At 40.1% G+C, this 17,487-nt stretch carries 17 protein-coding genes; 11 read left to right on the top strand and 6 right to left on the bottom strand.

All coding sequences use genetic code 11. From position 1 onward, the window contains the following. Positions 1 to 368 precede the first annotated feature (368 nt). Together I8748_RS05950 and I8748_RS05945 are read left to right on the top strand one after the other, a co-directional pair. Positions 369 to 3,389, top strand: coding sequence for a peptidase domain-containing ABC transporter (locus I8748_RS05950; protein ID WP_198123737.1), 3,021 nt, complete (start codon positions 369 to 371; stop codon positions 3,387 to 3,389). Between the two features lie 79 nt (positions 3,390 to 3,468). After that, entirely contained in the window at positions 3,469 to 5,043 is a 1,575-nt protein-coding gene (locus I8748_RS05945; RefSeq protein ID WP_198123736.1) for an HlyD family efflux transporter periplasmic adaptor subunit, read from the top strand. A gap of 197 nt (positions 5,044 to 5,240) precedes the next feature. On the opposite strand, the gene I8748_RS05940 is transcribed toward I8748_RS05945, so the two are convergent. The 4 genes from I8748_RS05940 to I8748_RS05925 all read right to left on the bottom strand — a co-directional run bounded on the left by I8748_RS05940 (position 5,241) and on the right by I8748_RS05925 (position 8,980). Further along, entirely contained in the window at positions 5,241 to 5,915 is a 675-nt protein-coding gene (locus I8748_RS05940; protein WP_198123735.1) for a response regulator transcription factor, read from the bottom strand. Positions 5,916 to 5,983: 68 nt separating this feature from the next. Then, positions 5,984 to 7,402, bottom strand: a complete 1,419-nt coding sequence (locus I8748_RS05935; RefSeq protein WP_198123734.1) for a sensor histidine kinase — start codon at positions 7,400 to 7,402, stop codon at positions 5,984 to 5,986. 277 nt (positions 7,403 to 7,679) lie between these two features. Then, positions 7,680 to 8,414, bottom strand: coding sequence for a DUF4079 domain-containing protein (locus I8748_RS05930; protein ID WP_198123733.1), 735 nt, complete (start codon positions 8,412 to 8,414; stop codon positions 7,680 to 7,682). A 185-nt stretch (positions 8,415 to 8,599) separates the two neighbouring features. Further along, positions 8,600 to 8,980 (bottom strand): hypothetical protein, encoded by a 381-nt coding sequence (locus I8748_RS05925; RefSeq protein WP_198123732.1) that lies wholly within the window; start codon positions 8,978 to 8,980, stop codon positions 8,600 to 8,602. 332 nt (positions 8,981 to 9,312) lie between these two features. Here I8748_RS05925 and I8748_RS05920 point away from each other — a divergent pair, with 332 nt between their 5' ends. The 4 genes from I8748_RS05920 (at position 9,313) to I8748_RS05905 (ending at position 11,869) form a co-directional block, all read left to right on the top strand. Continuing rightward, positions 9,313 to 10,359 (top strand): DMT family transporter, encoded by a 1,047-nt coding sequence (locus I8748_RS05920; RefSeq protein ID WP_198123731.1) that lies wholly within the window; start codon positions 9,313 to 9,315, stop codon positions 10,357 to 10,359. 39 nt (positions 10,360 to 10,398) lie between these two features. Then, entirely contained in the window at positions 10,399 to 10,629 is a 231-nt protein-coding gene (locus I8748_RS05915; protein ID WP_198123730.1) for a hypothetical protein, read from the top strand. A gap of 149 nt (positions 10,630 to 10,778) precedes the next feature. After that, positions 10,779 to 11,276, top strand: coding sequence for a DUF427 domain-containing protein (locus I8748_RS05910; protein ID WP_198123729.1), 498 nt, complete (start codon positions 10,779 to 10,781; stop codon positions 11,274 to 11,276). Between the two features lie 149 nt (positions 11,277 to 11,425). Beyond that, entirely contained in the window at positions 11,426 to 11,869 is a 444-nt protein-coding gene (locus tag I8748_RS05905) for a DM13 domain-containing protein (RefSeq protein ID WP_198123728.1), read from the top strand. A 175-nt stretch (positions 11,870 to 12,044) separates the two neighbouring features. Here I8748_RS05905 and I8748_RS05900 read toward each other — a convergent pair whose 3' ends face one another. Beyond that, positions 12,045 to 12,245, bottom strand: a complete 201-nt coding sequence (locus I8748_RS05900; RefSeq protein ID WP_198123727.1) for a hypothetical protein — start codon at positions 12,243 to 12,245, stop codon at positions 12,045 to 12,047. A 152-nt stretch (positions 12,246 to 12,397) separates the two neighbouring features. Between I8748_RS05900 and I8748_RS05895 the strand changes: the two genes are divergently transcribed. Then, the gene (locus tag I8748_RS05895) at positions 12,398 to 12,874 is read left to right on the top strand and encodes a GNAT family N-acetyltransferase (protein ID WP_198123726.1); all 477 of its coding nucleotides are present in this window, start codon (positions 12,398 to 12,400) and stop codon (positions 12,872 to 12,874) included. A 118-nt stretch (positions 12,875 to 12,992) separates the two neighbouring features. Here I8748_RS05895 and I8748_RS05890 read toward each other — a convergent pair whose 3' ends face one another. Then, complete coding sequence (locus I8748_RS05890; RefSeq protein WP_198123725.1) at positions 12,993 to 13,607, bottom strand: class I SAM-dependent methyltransferase; 615 nt, start codon at positions 13,605 to 13,607, stop codon at positions 12,993 to 12,995. Between the two features lie 340 nt (positions 13,608 to 13,947). On the opposite strand from I8748_RS05890, the gene I8748_RS05885 reads away from it, so the two are divergent. The 4 genes from I8748_RS05885 to I8748_RS05870 all read left to right on the top strand — a co-directional run bounded on the left by I8748_RS05885 (position 13,948) and on the right by I8748_RS05870 (position 17,388). Next, positions 13,948 to 14,235 carry a Mo-dependent nitrogenase C-terminal domain-containing protein gene (locus I8748_RS05885; protein ID WP_198123724.1) on the top strand — a complete coding sequence of 96 codons (288 nt, stop codon included), beginning with the start codon at positions 13,948 to 13,950 and terminating at the stop codon, positions 14,233 to 14,235. Positions 14,236 to 14,509: 274 nt separating this feature from the next. Next, entirely contained in the window at positions 14,510 to 15,184 is a 675-nt protein-coding gene (locus tag I8748_RS05880) for a response regulator transcription factor (RefSeq protein ID WP_198123723.1), read from the top strand. Between the two features lie 260 nt (positions 15,185 to 15,444). Beyond that, positions 15,445 to 16,413 (top strand): arsenosugar biosynthesis arsenite methyltransferase ArsM, encoded by a 969-nt coding sequence (arsM, locus tag I8748_RS05875; RefSeq protein ID WP_198123722.1) that lies wholly within the window; start codon positions 15,445 to 15,447, stop codon positions 16,411 to 16,413. Between the two features lie 15 nt (positions 16,414 to 16,428). Then, the gene (locus tag I8748_RS05870; protein WP_198123721.1) at positions 16,429 to 17,388 is read left to right on the top strand and encodes an inorganic phosphate transporter; all 960 of its coding nucleotides are present in this window, start codon (positions 16,429 to 16,431) and stop codon (positions 17,386 to 17,388) included. The last annotated feature ends 99 nt before the right edge of the window (positions 17,389 to 17,487 follow it).

The following is a 17,487-nucleotide window of genomic DNA, read 5'->3' as shown; positions in this document are numbered from 1 at the left end:
CTTTAACGAGTGGATTTATTATTATGTATTTGCCGAATCGAAGTTTTTATAAGCAAAAATATATTTATCAACCAAGCGATCGCACAGATTCAGCGTACGTAGGTACAAGCGCAACTAGCCTGTAAACAATTGGTTGTATCCGTGAAATTACTGTCTATTCTGCCTAACTTTAGTGAAAATATCATTTACTAGTCAACCGCAACAGGTTTGACCACCAACTCAAATAGAGATTGAATAGTGATCGTTTTCCTACAAAAATTGCTACAACTTCAGAGTATAGAGATTCTAACCTCTCTTGATTAAAAGCTGCCCCTAGAGGTAGGGTTTTTCAACTCAAAAATTACGAATTATATTTGTCTCAAGCAAGCATGACTTATATCAAGAATACCTTTCAAGAATTCCTATCTACCTTAGAAGGGTTTAACCAATTACCAGCTGAGGTGATAACCAATTTATCAAACCAACTACAAGCTTGGCGCTATCGTATAGGTCAGAAAATTATTGGTAAAGAAGCAATCCCCGAACGAGTAACAATTATTTATGAAGGTCAAGTACGGCTGTTGGGATTCGATCCCCAAACACAAATTCCGACTACCTTAATGTTGCTGCAACCAGGGTCAATTATCGGCGAAATTAGTTTATTGCGTGGTGTTGCTTGCGAGACAGCGATCGCTTCCAACGAAGTGGTATGTTTAACCTTGAGTACAGCCGAATATTTACGTCTTTTTTCTGCTTACCCAGCTTTTGCCAATGCTCGACAAAACAGCGCTCATGTGGTAGAGGTCTTCGACATCCTGGGTTTACAGTTGGAAAAGCAAGCTAACGCCGCTATTAATCTCCAAGAACTGACACAAAAAGCTTTACCTGGTGCCAAGGTACATTACCTCAATCCTGGAAAAACCCGATTTGACCAACTAGATAGTGACAGCATTTGGTTTGTCAGTGGCGGTGGAACTGTGACAGATTTTCCTCCAGGTTCTCCCTTAGAGTTGAGTGATGGCAAAAATGTAATTGAAGTTAAAGGAACAAATCCGGCTCGTTTAATTGGTTTAATTCCCTCAGATTTATTATTTATAGATAATAATCATCATCAGTTACAACCGGTAGAAGTAATTGTCAACGATGCCGAACCAACTGTTATAGATGAAGTGGAAATTCCCTACGCATCTGATGAAGAATTTACCCAATCAACAACCTATTCATCACAAGGTAAACAAAAAGACAAAAATTACCCATTTTTTAGAGGAAAAGGCGAATTAAATGCCACTTTCGCCTGTTTCCAAATGGTTGCGAAGTACTTACAAATGCCGTTTCGTCGGGAAGTGGTTCGTCGCATCTTAAATGAACAACTCAAACGCCAAGGTAATGTATCATTCCAGGCTTGTGCTTACCTAGGAGAATTAATCGGACTAAAGGCGCAGTTAGTAGACTTACCACAAGCTGCAATCACACGTATTCCTACACCGGCACTGATTCGTTATGGTAATAGTTATGCAGTTTTATATGCAGCGGATGCGAATAAAGTAGTTGTGGCTGTACCATCCCAAGGAATTATCCGCTGTAAACCTGCTCAATTACTTGAACGATTAGAGGTTGATGAAGCCAATTTTCCGCCTCAAGTTAGGGTATTACTGCTAGCAGCTACCAACCAAACTCCTCAAGAACGCTTCGGTTTACGGTGGTTTCTCCCCTATTTGTCACGCCATCGCCGAGTTCTGATAGAAGTATTTATTGCTTCTTTCTTTGTACAGTTGGCAGCTCTAGCCAACCCGTTGGTGATTCAATTAATTATCGATAAAGTTATCGTTCAAAATAGTATTAGCACCCTGAATGTTTTGGGTTTATTACTATTAGTAGTTGGAGTATTTGAAGCAATTCTCACTACATTACGAACTTACTTATTTGTCGATACAACTAACCGGATTGATATGGGTTTGGGGTCGCAAATTATTGACCACATGCTACGGCTACCGCTACGCTATTTTGAACGCCGACCTGTAGGTGAATTAGCCACTCGCATCAACGAATTAGAAAATATCCGGCAGTTTCTCACTGGGACAGCACTAACAGTAGTGTTAGATGCGGTATTTTCAGTGGTTTATATTATCGTGATGTTGTTTTACAGTTGGCAACTCACCTTGGTAGGTTTAGGAACCATCCCAATTTTTATCATTATTACTTTAATAGCTTCTCCTACTGTTAGCAGACAGTTACGCAGGAAAGCCGAACGCAACTCCGAAACCCAATCTTATTTAGTTGAGGTAATGTCAGGAATTCAAACGGTGAAAGCGCAGAATATTGAATTGCGATCGCGCTTTTCCTGGCAAGAGCGTTATGCACGGTATGTAGCTGCTGGCTTTAAAACCGTTGTGACTTCTACCCTCGCCAATTCTACAAGTAACTTTCTCAACAAACTCAGCAGTTTATTAGTTTTGTGGGTAGGCGCTTATTTAGTACTCAAAGGCGAATTAACTTTAGGGGAATTAATTGCTTTTAGAATTATCTCAGGTTACGTCACCAGCCCCATATTGCGCCTAGCTCAACTTTGGCAAAGCTTCCAAGAAACAGCTTTGTCTTTGGAACGATTGAGTGATATTGTCGATACACCACAAGAAGCTGAAATAGACCGCAACAATATTCCTTTACCCGCCATTGTCGGAGCAGTGAAATATGAAAATGTTTCCTTCCGGTTTGCATCTAGTGGCCCTATGCAACTTAACAATGTAAATATTGATTTTGCTGCGGGGAATTTTATCGGCATTGTCGGACAAAGTGGTTCAGGTAAAAGTACCATGATGAAGTTACTGCTGAGGCTATACGATGTAGAATCCGGCAGGATTTTAATTGATGGTTACGATATTTCTAAAGTGGAGCTTTATTCACTGCGGCGACAAATTGGTGTAGTTCCCCAAGAACCGTTGTTGTTTGATGGCACCGTTCAAGAAAATATTGCTTTGACGAACCCAGAAGCCACAACAGAAGAAATTATTGAAGCCGCTCGTGTTGCAGCTGCCCACGAGTTTATCATGAGCTTGCCCAACGGTTACAATACGCGGGTAGGAGAACGCGGTGCTGGACTTTCCGGTGGACAAAGACAGAGAATTGCGATCGCTCGTTCTGTTTTACAACGACCAAAACTGTTAGTTCTAGACGAAGCAACTAGCGCTTTAGACTATCCCACAGAAAGACAAGTCTGCCTGAATTTAGCTAGAGCATTTCAAGGAGACACAGTATTTTTTATTACCCATCGTCTGAACACAGTCAGCCATGCCGATGTTATTGTTGTCATGGACGGCGGCAGGATTATAGAACAAGGAAGCCATCAAGAACTAATGGCTGCAAAAGGTCATTATTATTACCTGTATCAACAACAAGAAGTAAATTTGTAGATGGTTTGATGACTGATCACTAACAACTGACAACTGACAACTGACAACTGACAACTAACAACTAAAAGATGAAATCGCTATGACTCAAATGAATGGAAATCGTCTCAATGACGATAATGGCAACGGTAAGGTCATAAAAACAGAATCCTCACTAGTTCCATCTCCAAATCACGCTGCTAACAAAGCTTTAGTTAACCCAAACGATAGTATTTTTGAACAATCTGTTGTCCTACGCCAATCTCCAGTTTGGTCACGCACAATTATGATCACTCTGATTGGGTTAGCCTGTGCTGGAATTACCTGGGCTTGTTTCGCCAAAATTGAGCAAGTAGTCCCTGCTACTGGTCAGTTAAAGCCCGAAGGAACAGTTAAAGATGTTCAAGCTCCTGTTAGTGGAGTAGTCAAAGAAATTTTTGTCAAAGATGGACAAACTGTCAAACAAGGTGATTTACTGTTAACTTTTGAAAGCGTTGCTACTGTCGCACAATTAAATTCATTAAAGAAAATTCGTGCTGCTTTACTGGAAGAAAACCAGCTTTATCGCCGTCTGATGGGAGCTAGTTCTGCCATTGCATCAGAAGCAGAATTTTTACGCGATAGATTACCCAGAGATGCTGCTTTTCTATTGAAAAGTAGGGCAGCATTAGTTGCAGAAAATGAATTATTACGTACTGAATTGAAAAACTCTACTAACGGTGTAGGACTGGGAGTAGATGAACAAGAACGTCTGCAAGTTTCTCAAGCAGAATTAAATTCTCGTGCTGCTGCGGCACAATTGGAAGTAGAAAAAATTAAAAAACAGTTTGCTCAAACTGAATATAAACTGGAAGATACTAAATCTAGTTTGGCTATTCAGCAGCAGATTTTAGATAGACTGAAAATTTTATCAAAAGACGGTGGTATCTCTCAGCTTCAGTATCTTAACCAACAACAACAAGTACAAAATCTGGCAGCAGAAGTCGCACAATTAGTTGAAGAAAAGAAACGCCTACAGTTTGATATTGAGAAAGGGCGACAAGAGTTAAACAATACTGTCGCTGTTTCTGGGAAAACCATTTTGGAAAAGATAGGCGATAATAAAAAACGTATTGCCGAAATCGATAGCCAATTTATGAAAATTGTGCTAGAGAATGAACAGAATTTGGCAGATGTTAATAGCAAAATTTCGCAAGCTGAATTGAATTTCAAATATCAAGTAATTTACGCTCCTGTAGCAGGAACAGTTTTTGATTTGCAAGCCAAGAATCCAGGCTTTGTGGCTAATACCACTGAAAAACTGATGCAAATCGTACCTAATGATAAATATATAGGTGAGGTTTTTATTACCAATAAAGATATTGGTTTTGTACGTAAAGGTATGAAAGTTGATGTGAGAATTTCTACCTTTCCCTTTAGTGAGTTTGGTGATATCAAAGGCGAAGTGCTTGAGGTAGGATCAGACGCGTTACCACCAGACCAAACACATAATTACTATCGATTCCCTGCCAGAATTAGTTTAAATAAGCAGTTTCTGGATGTAAAAGGTAAAACAATAACCTTGCAGTCAGGAATGGAAATCAGTGCCAATATTAAAGTACGTGAAGAACGCACTGTTATGAGTTTGTTTACCGAACTGTTTACCAAACAAGTTGAGAGTCTTAAAGAAGTGCGTTAATAGTTGTCAGTTGTCAGTGGTCAGTTGTCAGTTGTTAAAATCATAATTCAGAATCTTTCTTGGTGCGTTAAGCGTTGCTATAACGCAACGCCAGTTGCTACAACGGAGGGAACCTCCGCAACGCACTGGCTCCCCTACAATTTAAGGTTTACTTAATTACGAATTACGAATTACGAATTACGAATTATTGGGTATTCCTACTCTCGCAACACATACCCCACACCACGTACTGTATGAATTAAGCGTTTTTCGTTATTTTCTTCCAGCTTGAGACGCAGATAGCGGATATAAACTTCGATAATATTGGAATCACCCATAAAATCATAACCCCAAACTTTCTCTAGAATTTGATCTCTAGTAAACACTTGACGGGGGTGGGAGAGCATATACTCTAATAAGTGAAACTCTTTTGCTGTTAACTCAATTGCCCGCTTACCTCGATAAACCTGGCGAGTACGATGATTTAAACTCAAGTCTTCAAACTGCAAAATATCTTGATCGGGTTCTTGAGTGCGGCGTAGATGTGCGCGGATTCTAGCTAGCAGTTCCTCAATACTAAATGGTTTGACCACATAATCATCAGCACCCGCATCTAAACCAGCCACGCGATCGCTAACTTCATCTTTTGCTGTCAATAAAATCACTGGTATATTAATATTAGTAGCGCGTAATCGGCGACAAATTTCTAAGCCTGACAATTCTGGCAACATCCAATCAAGAATAGCTAAATCTGGTGATAACTCCCTTGCTAGGGTCAAAGCAGCAATCCCACTATGTGCAACACTTATCTTGTAACCTTCGCTACTAAGTTCTAATTCCAGAAATCGCGCCAGTTTGACTTCATCTTCAACCAAAAGGATATGTGCTGTCATAGCTGATTAATTAACTCTTTTACAATCCAAAATCCAAAATCTAAAATCCAAAATTCAAAATGGTATAACTATGCTTGTAAAGTGATTGTAAATATACTTCCTTCCCCTAACTTTGATTGCACAGATACATTACCTCCCATACCCTCTACAAGTGTTTTGACAATCGATAAACCTAAACCACTACCTCCAGTAGCATGACTGCGAGATTCATCTACACGGTAAAATCGCTCAAAAATGCGTGTTTGATGTTGTAAAGGAATACCATAACCTTGATCGCAAACTTGAATAACTGCGTGATCAGCAAACTGATTTAACTTTAAAATTACAGGCATATGATCTTCAGAATATTTAACAGCATTATCAATCAAATTTAGTAATACTTGTTTCAAGCGATTGTAGTCTGCTTTTGCCTGAATTGGATAAGTTGCTGACTCAATTGTAATCGAGCGATCGCAATACTTCTGCGCCATGACAACGACTTCCTCAACCAAATCATTTAGCACACAAAATTTTATCTGCAAGCGTAAACTACCATTATCTGCTCTTGCTAAATCAAGTAAATCTTGTAGCAGCCGGATGGTATGTTCGGCTTGTGATGCAGCAGTTTCTAAAGCTTCTACTTGAACCTCTGTTAGATTATTTTGTCGCCGCAAAACACTTTGCAAGTAACCATGTACAATCGTTAATGGTGTGCGTAACTCGTGAGAAACATTACTGACAAATTCTCGTTCTTGCTGCCAAGATTGGGAGAGACGCGATAACAGCATAGTTAAAGTTTGAGCTAATTCTTTGACTTCGCTGGGTGCGTTATCAAGATATAGTTGTGCTTGTCCTAAATCTTCTATAGAAATAACAGAAGTCATCTGACTCAGCCGCAGCAGTGGTTGTAGAGAACGCCTAATATAAAGTGCGATTGTAATTACTAGTACAATAATTGCTACAAAACTGACAATACTCAAACTTTGAACCATTGCTGCAAACGTAGTTTGTTCACGGGTAATATCTTGCACTACAAATAGCTTACCCAGCAACTTATCTTGCACTTGCAAAGAAGTACTACTCAAAATAAAGTAGCTTTGGTTAACTTGATAAACTTGGGGTTTAATCTGCATCTGAGTGAGTGACATTAACTCAGTTACCGTAGAATTAGGTAATAAATCTAGAGTTGCAGATTTTCCCAATATTTGATTATCACTATTTTTTACCCATAATAATGTATTAGTATTTGCCAAATTATTAATAGCCTTTTGCAATCCAGTTTCAGGTTGCATCATTTCACTATAAAGTTGTACATCATGCGGCAAGCGTTCAGCGATTTCTTCTATATTCCGTTTATGACTATCAATTAAAATCTGTTGCATTTTCCAACTAGTCCATGCAGCGAGACTACCCAATATTAAAGCTGAAAATGTACCAATCCCAATTGTCAGACGTAACCGTAATGAAAATAAGTCTATATTTATCCATTTTTTTATATTTTGCTTCATTATTTTAGTTATAAATAGGTTGGTAAAAAATTAAATTCACTTGTGTAAGTTGTCAGTTATCAGTTGTCACTGGTAAATAATTTCAGAATTTTTCCACTTAATATAGTTATATTTATTCTTGTTGATTTATCAGTAGGGTGTGTAATAGATCTTAATTAGGATATCATCAATAATTTAAGGTGTGTTATGCCAAAGGCTAACACACCTTAATTAAATACAAATGACTAATGACAAAGATAAAGTAATTATGCAATTTACATATATTTGAGTTTATTAGTTAATGGTTTTTGGGTGAAGAAACTGGCTGAATTGTACAGGATTGAGTAGCGCAATTTTGCTCATAAAGCATCTGGATATAGGGCTTTTGCCAAGTGAGAGGAATTTCCACCAATGCCTGAGTTCCTGTGATTCCTTGCCCTAGAAATAGTAAGATGGCAATAAAATTAACAATAATATGAACCTGACGCCAGCGATTAGTTTTATCTTTATAAATATCTGGCAAAATCGCTAGTGAAAAAATCATCAGCAAAGCAGCAATTAGCCCATAATAATAGTGGGAAACATACCATTGTTCAGTTTTGCGATAGATACCATCTTGACATCCAAGTATTACTAACATCATCCCCGTCAGCGTTGCAAATATCCCACGCCAGTTTTTATCCTTCGCCTGATAGAGTAAATATAAACAAGCGATCGCACCCGCAAACAATGACCCGATCAAGATTACCTGAAATGGTGCTTTTATCCAAACTTCTTTGTCTAAAATATTACCCACAATACCATTAGCGAACGCGATTAAAATAATACCTACAACCGCCGCCGTCAGCCAGCGACCCAAAGAAACATGCTCTTGTCCTACAATGGGGGGTATTTTGCTCTTACCTGTTGCTAAAATTTCTAATCGGCGTTGACGGACTTGCCAAGCGCGGTTAACAACGATACCAATTGTTGGAAAAACTACCAGTACAGCCAGCACTGGATGTAACACCAAGACCAAATCTTTCAATTCCATATCTAATACCCTTTCACTAAATGGACAGCTATTGAGCAGGAGTGCAGGAATGCAGGGGTGCAGGGGAACTCGGGGCCCCCACGACCGAAAGGGAGTGGGGATTAGGGGCACAGGGGAGCAAGGGTGCAGGGGAAGAAATAAATAATGCCCAATGCCCCATACCCCATGCCCTATGCCCCATTCCCTTATTTAACTTCGCTGGCAGCAAATGATGTTACTTTACCTTTTTTAACGGCAACTACTACATCGTAAGTTGAACAGTAAGCAAACGTGACATTATTAGCTTTGTTATAAAGATTAACTACCATACCTGCGCCACCAGGTTGAACAGCAAGCGGTTCTAGATCACCAAAAAAGTAACGACGTAGCTCGTCACCACTACCAAATTGACCTTTATGCTTGATCAACAAATCAATTTTTTGTTGAGCAGTTAAACCTGTAACATCTTTCATTTCTGCGGCTGATGCTTGCGCCAGTGAAGGATTCACAGCTTTAAGTGGAACGTCCCAAACAGTCAATAGACCAGCCAAAGCAACACTTGTCAGCACAGAAGAAGCAACTTTCATTTGTTTTTCCTGAAATCTCAGTTTTTCGACTAACCACAGCATCCCACCTGCTACTGAAGCTAAAATGAAACCAGTCTATGAATTGTCTGAATTTATCCTTGAGGAAAATTCAGTTAAGACTCAGCATTTTCTCAGATTTATTTAACCTTAAGTTAATCAACAAAGTTGAAAATAGTAAGCTGTTGTGCATAAAAGATTGCATATCTAATTGTGTTGACTGATGACTGATAACTGATAACTGTCATCGGTCATCAGTCAACGACCTTTACAGGTGATGCGCGCAATTTAGATGTGCTTTAGCTTAAAAATTATTTCTTTGCTGTGGTGTTATTGTGACCAGACTGAGAAATTGGTATTCTCTCATCGATAAAATTCCAGGTCAAACCTATCTCTGGCTAGCAATCTTGATTTTTGGAGCCTCTAGTGCAGTTACTCGCAAGCTGACACAAATCGGTGCCCAACACTTGATAGATGGTGAAAATCCGATTTCTTTGTGTAATGTTTTATTCATAGGTAATCTTTGTTCCTTGGTAATTTTGTTACCTATATATGGGCGACAGTGGAACAAAAAGACTTTGAGACAACTGTCACAAAAAGATTGGTTTGCACTGACAGCAGTAGCTATTTTATCGGGAGCGCTTGTCCCTGGCTTAATTTTCCAGGCATTAGCAATAACAGAGGTTAATAATATTATTTTGGTTGGACGCTTAGAGCCGCCACTGACTATGGCTTTATCAGTCTGGTTACTCAGAGAACGAGTAAATCGTTGGCAAGTTGTGGGAGCGATCGCTGCATTTATCGGTGTTACCCTAACTATTATCCTTCAGACTCCAGAAACGCCTATGATTAACATGGGGGGTTTAAGATTGGGTATTGGGGAAATTTTGACAGCGATCGCAACTGTGGCTTCGGTAGCTGCAACAATTATTGTCAAAGAATATCTTTCTCATATCCCTTTAGGAATTTTTACCATATTTCGTACTGCTTTAGGAACTGTGATATTTTACTTCATTGCTTTAGTTCTCTATGGCAGCGACCATTTTGCAGGTGCTTTTTCACCTTTTTTGTGGCAGTGGATGCTTGTTTATAGTGCTGTAATTGTTGTGCTGGGCCAATTATTTTGGCTTAAAGGCTTCAGACATTCTACCGTGTCAGTGGCTTCCTTAGCTGGTTCTTTTACCCCAATAGTGGGCATAATCGCAGCGTATTTAATACTAGGTGAAGCCCCTACCCAAGCTCAATATATTGGTAGTAGCTTGATTTTAGTTGGCATATTCCTCAGCCAAGTTGGTATTCAGCTTCAGACTTCTCGCACAGTTGCGCTTGATCAAGCAAGTGTCACTCAAATACAACAAGGTATGGGATTTAAAGGTATTTAAAAATCAGCCAATATTTTAATTAATCCAGAGACAAAACTCATGATTAATTTATCGTTGAAATATGGCAATGCTCAAGCCTCTGGTTTTGCTTACTGTCTTTATGGCATGAGTTTGGCAAATCAAGGAGATTATCAAACAGCTTATGAGTTCGGAACATTAGCTCTAAAACTCGATCGCCATTTTAATAGCACTCAGTTGATTTATAAAAATAATAATATTTTTACACACACGATTAATCCATATAATCAGCAAGTGCAAAATATTAGGTAAGCAATTGCAAACTGCTGAAATCACAAGTGTTTTGGCTTTCAAGTGTCCGATGCGGATCTAAAGTCAAGACCCTATGCGATCGCATTTGCGGTAAAGTAAAAAGCTAAACCCAATTATTCTCCCTTGCACTCTATCCCCCCATCTTCACTATGGTCTACCCCCAACGCATCGAACCCGCTCCTGGACAAGAATCAGTTTGGGATTACCCCCGTCCACCTCGCCTTGAGGATACCAGCAAACATATCCAAATTATCTTTAATGGCGTCAAAATTGCAGATACCCACAGCGCCAAACGTGTTTTAGAAACTAGTCATCCACCCGTTTACTATATTCCTCCTGCGGATATCAAAATGGAATATCTGCTGCGGACACCGCAATCTAGTTTTTGTGAGTGGAAAGGAAATGCTGGTTACTATACAATCCGTGTGGGTGATAAACAAGTACAAAATGCTGCTTGGTTTTATCCCAACCCCACACCAGCCTTTGCAAGTATCAAAGATTATGTAGCTTTTTATGCTCATATAATGGATGTCTGCTATGTAAATGAGGAAAAGGCGCAACCGCAACCAGGCAACTTCTACGGCGGTTGGATAACCAGTGATATTGTTGGGCCATTCAAAGGTATCCCCGGTAGTTGGGGATGGTGAAAGATATGGGGGGATGGGGGGATGGGGCAATGAGGGAGATGAGGGAGATGAGGAGGATGAAGGAAAATTCTTAACTGCAAACTCTTAACTCCAAACTCCTGACAACTGACTCCTGACTCCTGACTTATGAATTTGAAGATATCAAAGCTATGAAGTTTAAGCATTCAGTCATTTTTGGTATTGTTATTGTTGCTACCCTTACTACAAGCTGTACAAAAGAAGTTACCATCAATCAGACACAGACTCAGGCCCCAACCCCTGCATCTGTGGCTGAGTCTGGAAACTTTAAAGCTCGCGAATACCCGGCTCAAGGAACAGCCAAGGTTATCACTGAACAAGGAAAACGCTACTTGGTGTTTGATCAAAAATTCAAAACTGGTAAAGGCCCCGACTTATTTGTGATTCTGCATCGTTCTGATGCACCCCCATTAACTGGCATTAAAGAAAAAGATTATGTGAATATTGCTCCCCTACAAAAAACAAGCGGCACTCAACGCTATGCCTTACCTGGTAATCTCAAGTTGGCAGAATACAAATCTGTCGCTATCTGGTGTCGCAAATTCAATAGTACTTTTGCCTACGCCAGTTTATAAAAAGGATAATACTGGCGATCGCTCTTATCCTCTTCCTCTAATACGATTTAGCCACGAACAAAAAAGAGTGAACAATTGTGTTTTGTTTCACAATTATTCACTCAAAATATACTAGAACAAGTCTATGACAAAAAGACGCAATGATATGATTTAAACTTGGGAGAGTTCAACAGTATTAACGTGACTCAGTTCCTTGATTGGGGCTGCCAGGTACAGTATCATTTTCTGGTGCTTCTGGTGTAGCACTTGCTTTAGCATCACTTTTGTCATCTACACCTGTTTTGCGAACATTCTCGTCGATAGGGGTTTCGTAGTCACCAGAAGTAGAAACAGTGGAATTAGTTTCTTGTTTTTTAGTTGTTTTTTCTTCAGCCATCACTATACTCCTTTAATTTAGTCTTGGGATTATATTAAAAACATTGTGAGTGCCAGGACATCTATCTAGAATCTAGTGATCGCTGATTGATCCCTCTATCTGAAGTATTGTTTAGTACTACTTATATCTGCTGGGATAAATGCACAAAATAAATGAAACAGGTTGATTTCTCTTTACCATCTGGGTGTGTCCTCCGTAGGGCAACGTCTTTTGATAATTGCCCGATTCGATGGTTGGTGTTGTCAGCTAAACTTGAACCAACTCAATTACGTTGGCAACAATTTTGGGTGATTGAATGTAATGGAGATTTGGTAGCTTGTGGACAACTGCGTAACTTCTCAAGCGCACAAGAACTCGGCAGTTTAGTTGTTGCACGAGCTTGGAGAGGTAGGGGTTTGGGTAGCTTTCTCACACAGCATCTGATCAATACAGCAACTAAACCACTGTATCTGGAATGTCTGGGTCAGCGACTAGCGCGATTTTACAATCGCTTTGGTTTTGTGGCAATATCTTTTGAAGACTTGCCGCGATCGCTCCTGCCTAAATTTAGATTTTCTCACTTAGCCAAAAAGCTGCTTGGAGTTCCTGTAGTGTTCATGCAGTATCGAGATAATACTGCAAATTTGTAGAACAACACAGGGAATTTTTGGTTTATGTGCTTGAAATTAGGGAGTTGGGAGTTGGGAAAGAGCTATTTTTATACTTTGTCGTCTAAGCAGTTGATAACTGCTAGGTTGTCTGTTAACCTCACAAAGGTTTAGCAAAAATCGTCAGCAAGACAGGCCCTAGTAAATAGTGGTGATTTAAAACCAATAACCCAGCAGAAGAGCCAAGAAGCTCACGTTGGTTAGGGCTGTAGAGCCTAATTCCAAAGGGGGAAATTTGGAGCATTTGAGGTAGTCTCTCTACTTTGGTACTAATGTCAACTAAGTAAAAGCGTCCACCAGGAACAAGCACCCGCGCCACCTCACTCAGCACTTGTTTAGGTTCTAAATAGTGTAAAAAGCTGATGCTGCTGAAAACAGCATCAAATTGACCTTCAGCAAAGGGAAGAGACTCAGCTTTACCCTCAACAAAAATTAAACGCGGATGATGATGGTTGCTAAGTCTTGCCACCTGCAACATGTTAGGAGACAAGTCTAACCCAGTGCCACGCAAGTCGGGAAATTGAGTTGCCAAGCGCTCAAGTAAGCGTCCTGTACCACAGCCGATGTCAAGTACATTTGCTTGTTCTGGTAAATCAACGTATTGTAGCAATCGTTTGTGGATAGCTTGGTAAATCACCGAAGGAAACAGCCAATCATAGCTTGGTGCCCAGGTGTCAAAAAGTAGTTTTTTGCTACTAAGAAAGTTATCTGTCATCAGTTTTCGCAGCCGATAATCCTAAAGTTGTAGCCGCGCCTCCAAGAAGTGAGTTAATTTTGACCAGAGCCAGCAATTAGAGCTTTGCAATCTGACATATCTAGCCTAGCGTTTGGCACAACAGCTATGCATTCGCCAAGACGAATTATCTGGAATGCAATGCCTTGAATGTGTAGTTAAATAATGTTCTGAGAGATTCACAGATACACAAACCCTATTTTTCTAGAGAAGCGAAAAATCTGCTATCCCTGCATAAAACTTTAAAACCCAACTGTATGTATAGGTAGAGGTTCAAACCTCATAAACCTAATTAAGTTTGAAATTCTTAAGGTGAGGAATTATGACAAGCTTTACTCAAGTCTGCTTACACAACGACCTACTACACCCAATCCGCCAGTGGTTAGAAGGAATAGAAATTCATAGCGCCAAATTAGCCCATTTATTGTGCAAAACTATACCTGCTCAATGTCCGTTTGAACGAGATGTCAAGCTGTTTGGTCGTAAACTATTTCACATTCCCGCAATGTGTAAATTAAATCCCCTCTACGAGCAAATAGTAACTCTGCGTTTCAAAGCGCTTTGTTATCTTGCAGATGAATGTGGCGAAGATGTGACAGCTTATTGCTAAAGTGATACCATTTTGGATTTGAGATTAGGAATCGCTTTCTGTGTCTGGGTTGTGTGGAACCTTCAGCCGCAATCATTTTTCAAATTGGTATGAGATGATGTTTGAGGCAGCAGCGATCGGTAATTACAGACTGACGATTATTGGCTAGTTAAATGTATACTAAGCTAACGGAAATCTAATTAGATGACTGGCTATTTAGTAGCTGGTACTCTCTCAAGAGTTCTTAGTCTGTGTTATTGATTACTATACCCTGCTGAAATTATCATAATCATCTATGACGCACATCTTACTGATTGAAGATGAAGTCAAACTGGCGCGATTTATAGAATTAGAACTCAATTATGAAGGCTATCAGGTCAGCGTCGCCTACGATGGATTAACTGGGCTTACCGCAGCGCAGAAGTTGCGCCTAGATTTAATCATTTTGGATTGGATGTTGCCTGGCTTATCAAGCTCAGAAATTTACCGCCGCTTGCGAAGTACGGGCAATAGAGTGCCGATAATTCTATTAACTGCTAAAGATGAAGTGAGCGATCGCGTTGCAGGTTTGGATATTGGTGCTGATGATTATGTAGTTAAACCCTTCAGTAGTGAAGAATTATTAGCCAAAGTCCGCATCCACCTGCGAAGAACTTCAACAGCAGATACCGCAGAGATTTTAGAGTTTGCAGACCTGAGTTTAAATCGTCGTACACGCCAAGTGTACCGAGGCAAGCGGTTAATAAATTTAACAACCAACGAGTTTGATTTACTGGAATATTTACTTGCCCATCCACAACAAGTAATTACCTGCGATCGCATTTTAAAAGAAGTCTGGAGTAACGACTTCATAGGCGATATCAACGTTATCGAAGTTTACATTCGTAACTTGTGCCTAAAACTAGAAGCCATTAACGAAAAGCGCCTCATTCAAACCGTGGTTGGCGTCGGTTATGCCTTGGGTGAGTAGGGAGTGGGGAGATGAGGGAGATGAGGCAGATGAGGGAGAAGTTGTTTCCAACTTCTTTTTCCCAATTCCCCATTCCCAATTGCCCCTAATCCCCACTCCCTTCGGTCGTGGGGGCCCCGAGTTCCCCATTCCCAATTCCCAATTTTAATTAAGATTTTACCGTTATCCCGCCAAGAGCCAAAACTCATGTAATTGATAGTTAGTTATATTAGGATGCACAAGGTAGACGCTATACGAAAATAGGCAAAATCAAGATTACAATGACTTATCTCGAAACCGCGGCACAATTTTATCAGGAAGTTGCCCAAACACCGCTTTTAGGGCTTTGTTGTGTTCAAAGTACTCCCCTGCAACTGCCAGGATTGCAAATCCCTTTGCCAATGCAGGAAATGAACTATGGTTGCGGCACCACTGTCCACCCCACTGAACTCTCAAACCAACCCACCGTGCTATACGTTGGTGTTGGCGGCGGTTTAGAAGCATTGCAATTTGCTTATTTTTCCCGTCGTGCAGGTGGTGTGATTGCTATTGAACCAGTTGCAGCTATGCGAGAAGCGGCTGCACGTAACTTGGAAATTGCTGCTACAGAAAACCACTGGTTTGACCCTAGCTTTGTGGAAATCAAAGAAGGTGATGCCTTTAATTTACCCGTGGCAGATGCTTCCGTGGACATTGTAGCCCAAAATTGCCTCTTCAACATCTTTGAACCAGATGATTTAACTCGGGCTTTAAAAGAAGCATTTCGGGTATTAAAACCAGGTGGACGCTTACAGATGAGCGATCCGATCGCGACTCGTGCGATACCAGAACATTTGCAACAGGATGAACGGCTGCGAGCCATGTGTTTATCAGGCGCACTCACCTATGAGGAATATACTGAACGTATCATCAATGCTGGTTTTGGTCAAATCGAAATTCGCGCTCGTCGTCCTTACCGGTTGCTAGATTCTCAAACGTACAATCTCCCAGAAAATCTACTTCTAGAAAGCCTTGATTGTGTTTGTTTCAAAGTCGCTATTCCAGAAGACGGTGCTTGTATATTCACTGGCAAGACAGCAATTTATGCTGGCGGAGAATCTTTTTTTGATGACTCAGCAGGGCATCTACTTCAGCGTGGTATTCCCGCAGCAGTGTGTGATAAAACTGCTGCTAAACTTGCAGCTAGCAAGCCAGCAGAAATTATGATTACTGATTCAACTTGGCATTATAGCGGCGGTGGTTGCTGTTAATTTTAATTACCCACAATGTTTTTAATTAGTTTATTTCTGTCTACGCTTTTTTTAGCTTATTCCAATGGAGCCAACGATAATTTTAAAGGTGTAGCAACACTGTTTGGTAGCCGGACAACCAGCTATCAAACAGCAATTTTGTGGGCAACTTTTACAACTTTTGTTGGTGGGATAGCTGCGATTTTCTTTGCTAGCACACTAGTGAAGAACTTTTCTGGGAAAGGCATATTACCAGATGCGATCGCTAATGCACCAGAATTTCATACTGCTGTGGCGATCGCTTCTGGTTTGACTGTGCTAATTGCTGCACTCACAGGATTTCCCATTTCCACAACTCACTGTTTAACTGGTGCTTTGCTTGGGGCTGGATTAGTAGCGATCGGACTAAAAGTTAATTTTGCAGCTTTAGCAAGTTTGTTTATTTTACCTTTATTGCTCAGTCCGATCATTGCTATTGCTTTGGGAGTAGGAATTTACAGTTTATGGGAGTACATCAATTATAAATGGAACCTGGAAGAGAACCAGAAAATTATTGATGCTTGCCATTTTATAAGTTCTGGTCTGATCAGTTTTGCCAGAGGATTAAATAATACTCCCAAGATTGTCTCACTCATTCTGATTATTGATTATTTCTCAATACAGGGAGGAATGATCACCGTAGCAATGGCAATGGGACTAGGCGGTTTACTCAACTCCCAGAAAATTGCTGAAACCATGAGTGAAAAAATTACTTCTCTCAATTCTACTCAAGGTTTATCTGCCAACATAATCACTGGAATTTTAGTGATTGGAGCTAATCAATTTGGGCTTCCTATTTCTACTACTCAAGTTGCTGTAAGCTCCATTTTTGGTGTGGGACTGATGGGGAAAAAAGTTAACATACGTGTTTTTTCTCAGATTCTCATTTCGTGGATTTTAACCTTACCTACTGCCGCAATTATCAGTGGAATCACTTATAGATTATTACAAAGATAAGTAGGTCGGTGTGAATAAAGTTAATGAGTGAGGGTCGTCAGTGGTTAGTTGTCAGTTGTAAGAGTTTCAGGCATATTTAAATTTCGTAACAGAATCACG

The sequence above is a fragment of the Amazonocrinis nigriterrae CENA67 genome, assembly GCF_016056305.1.
Taxonomy (GTDB): Bacteria; Cyanobacteriota; Cyanobacteriia; order Cyanobacteriales; family Nostocaceae; genus Amazonocrinis; species Amazonocrinis nigriterrae.
The sequence above is the reverse complement of the archived record's forward strand: the minus strand, read 5'-3'. Positions and strand labels throughout refer to the sequence as shown.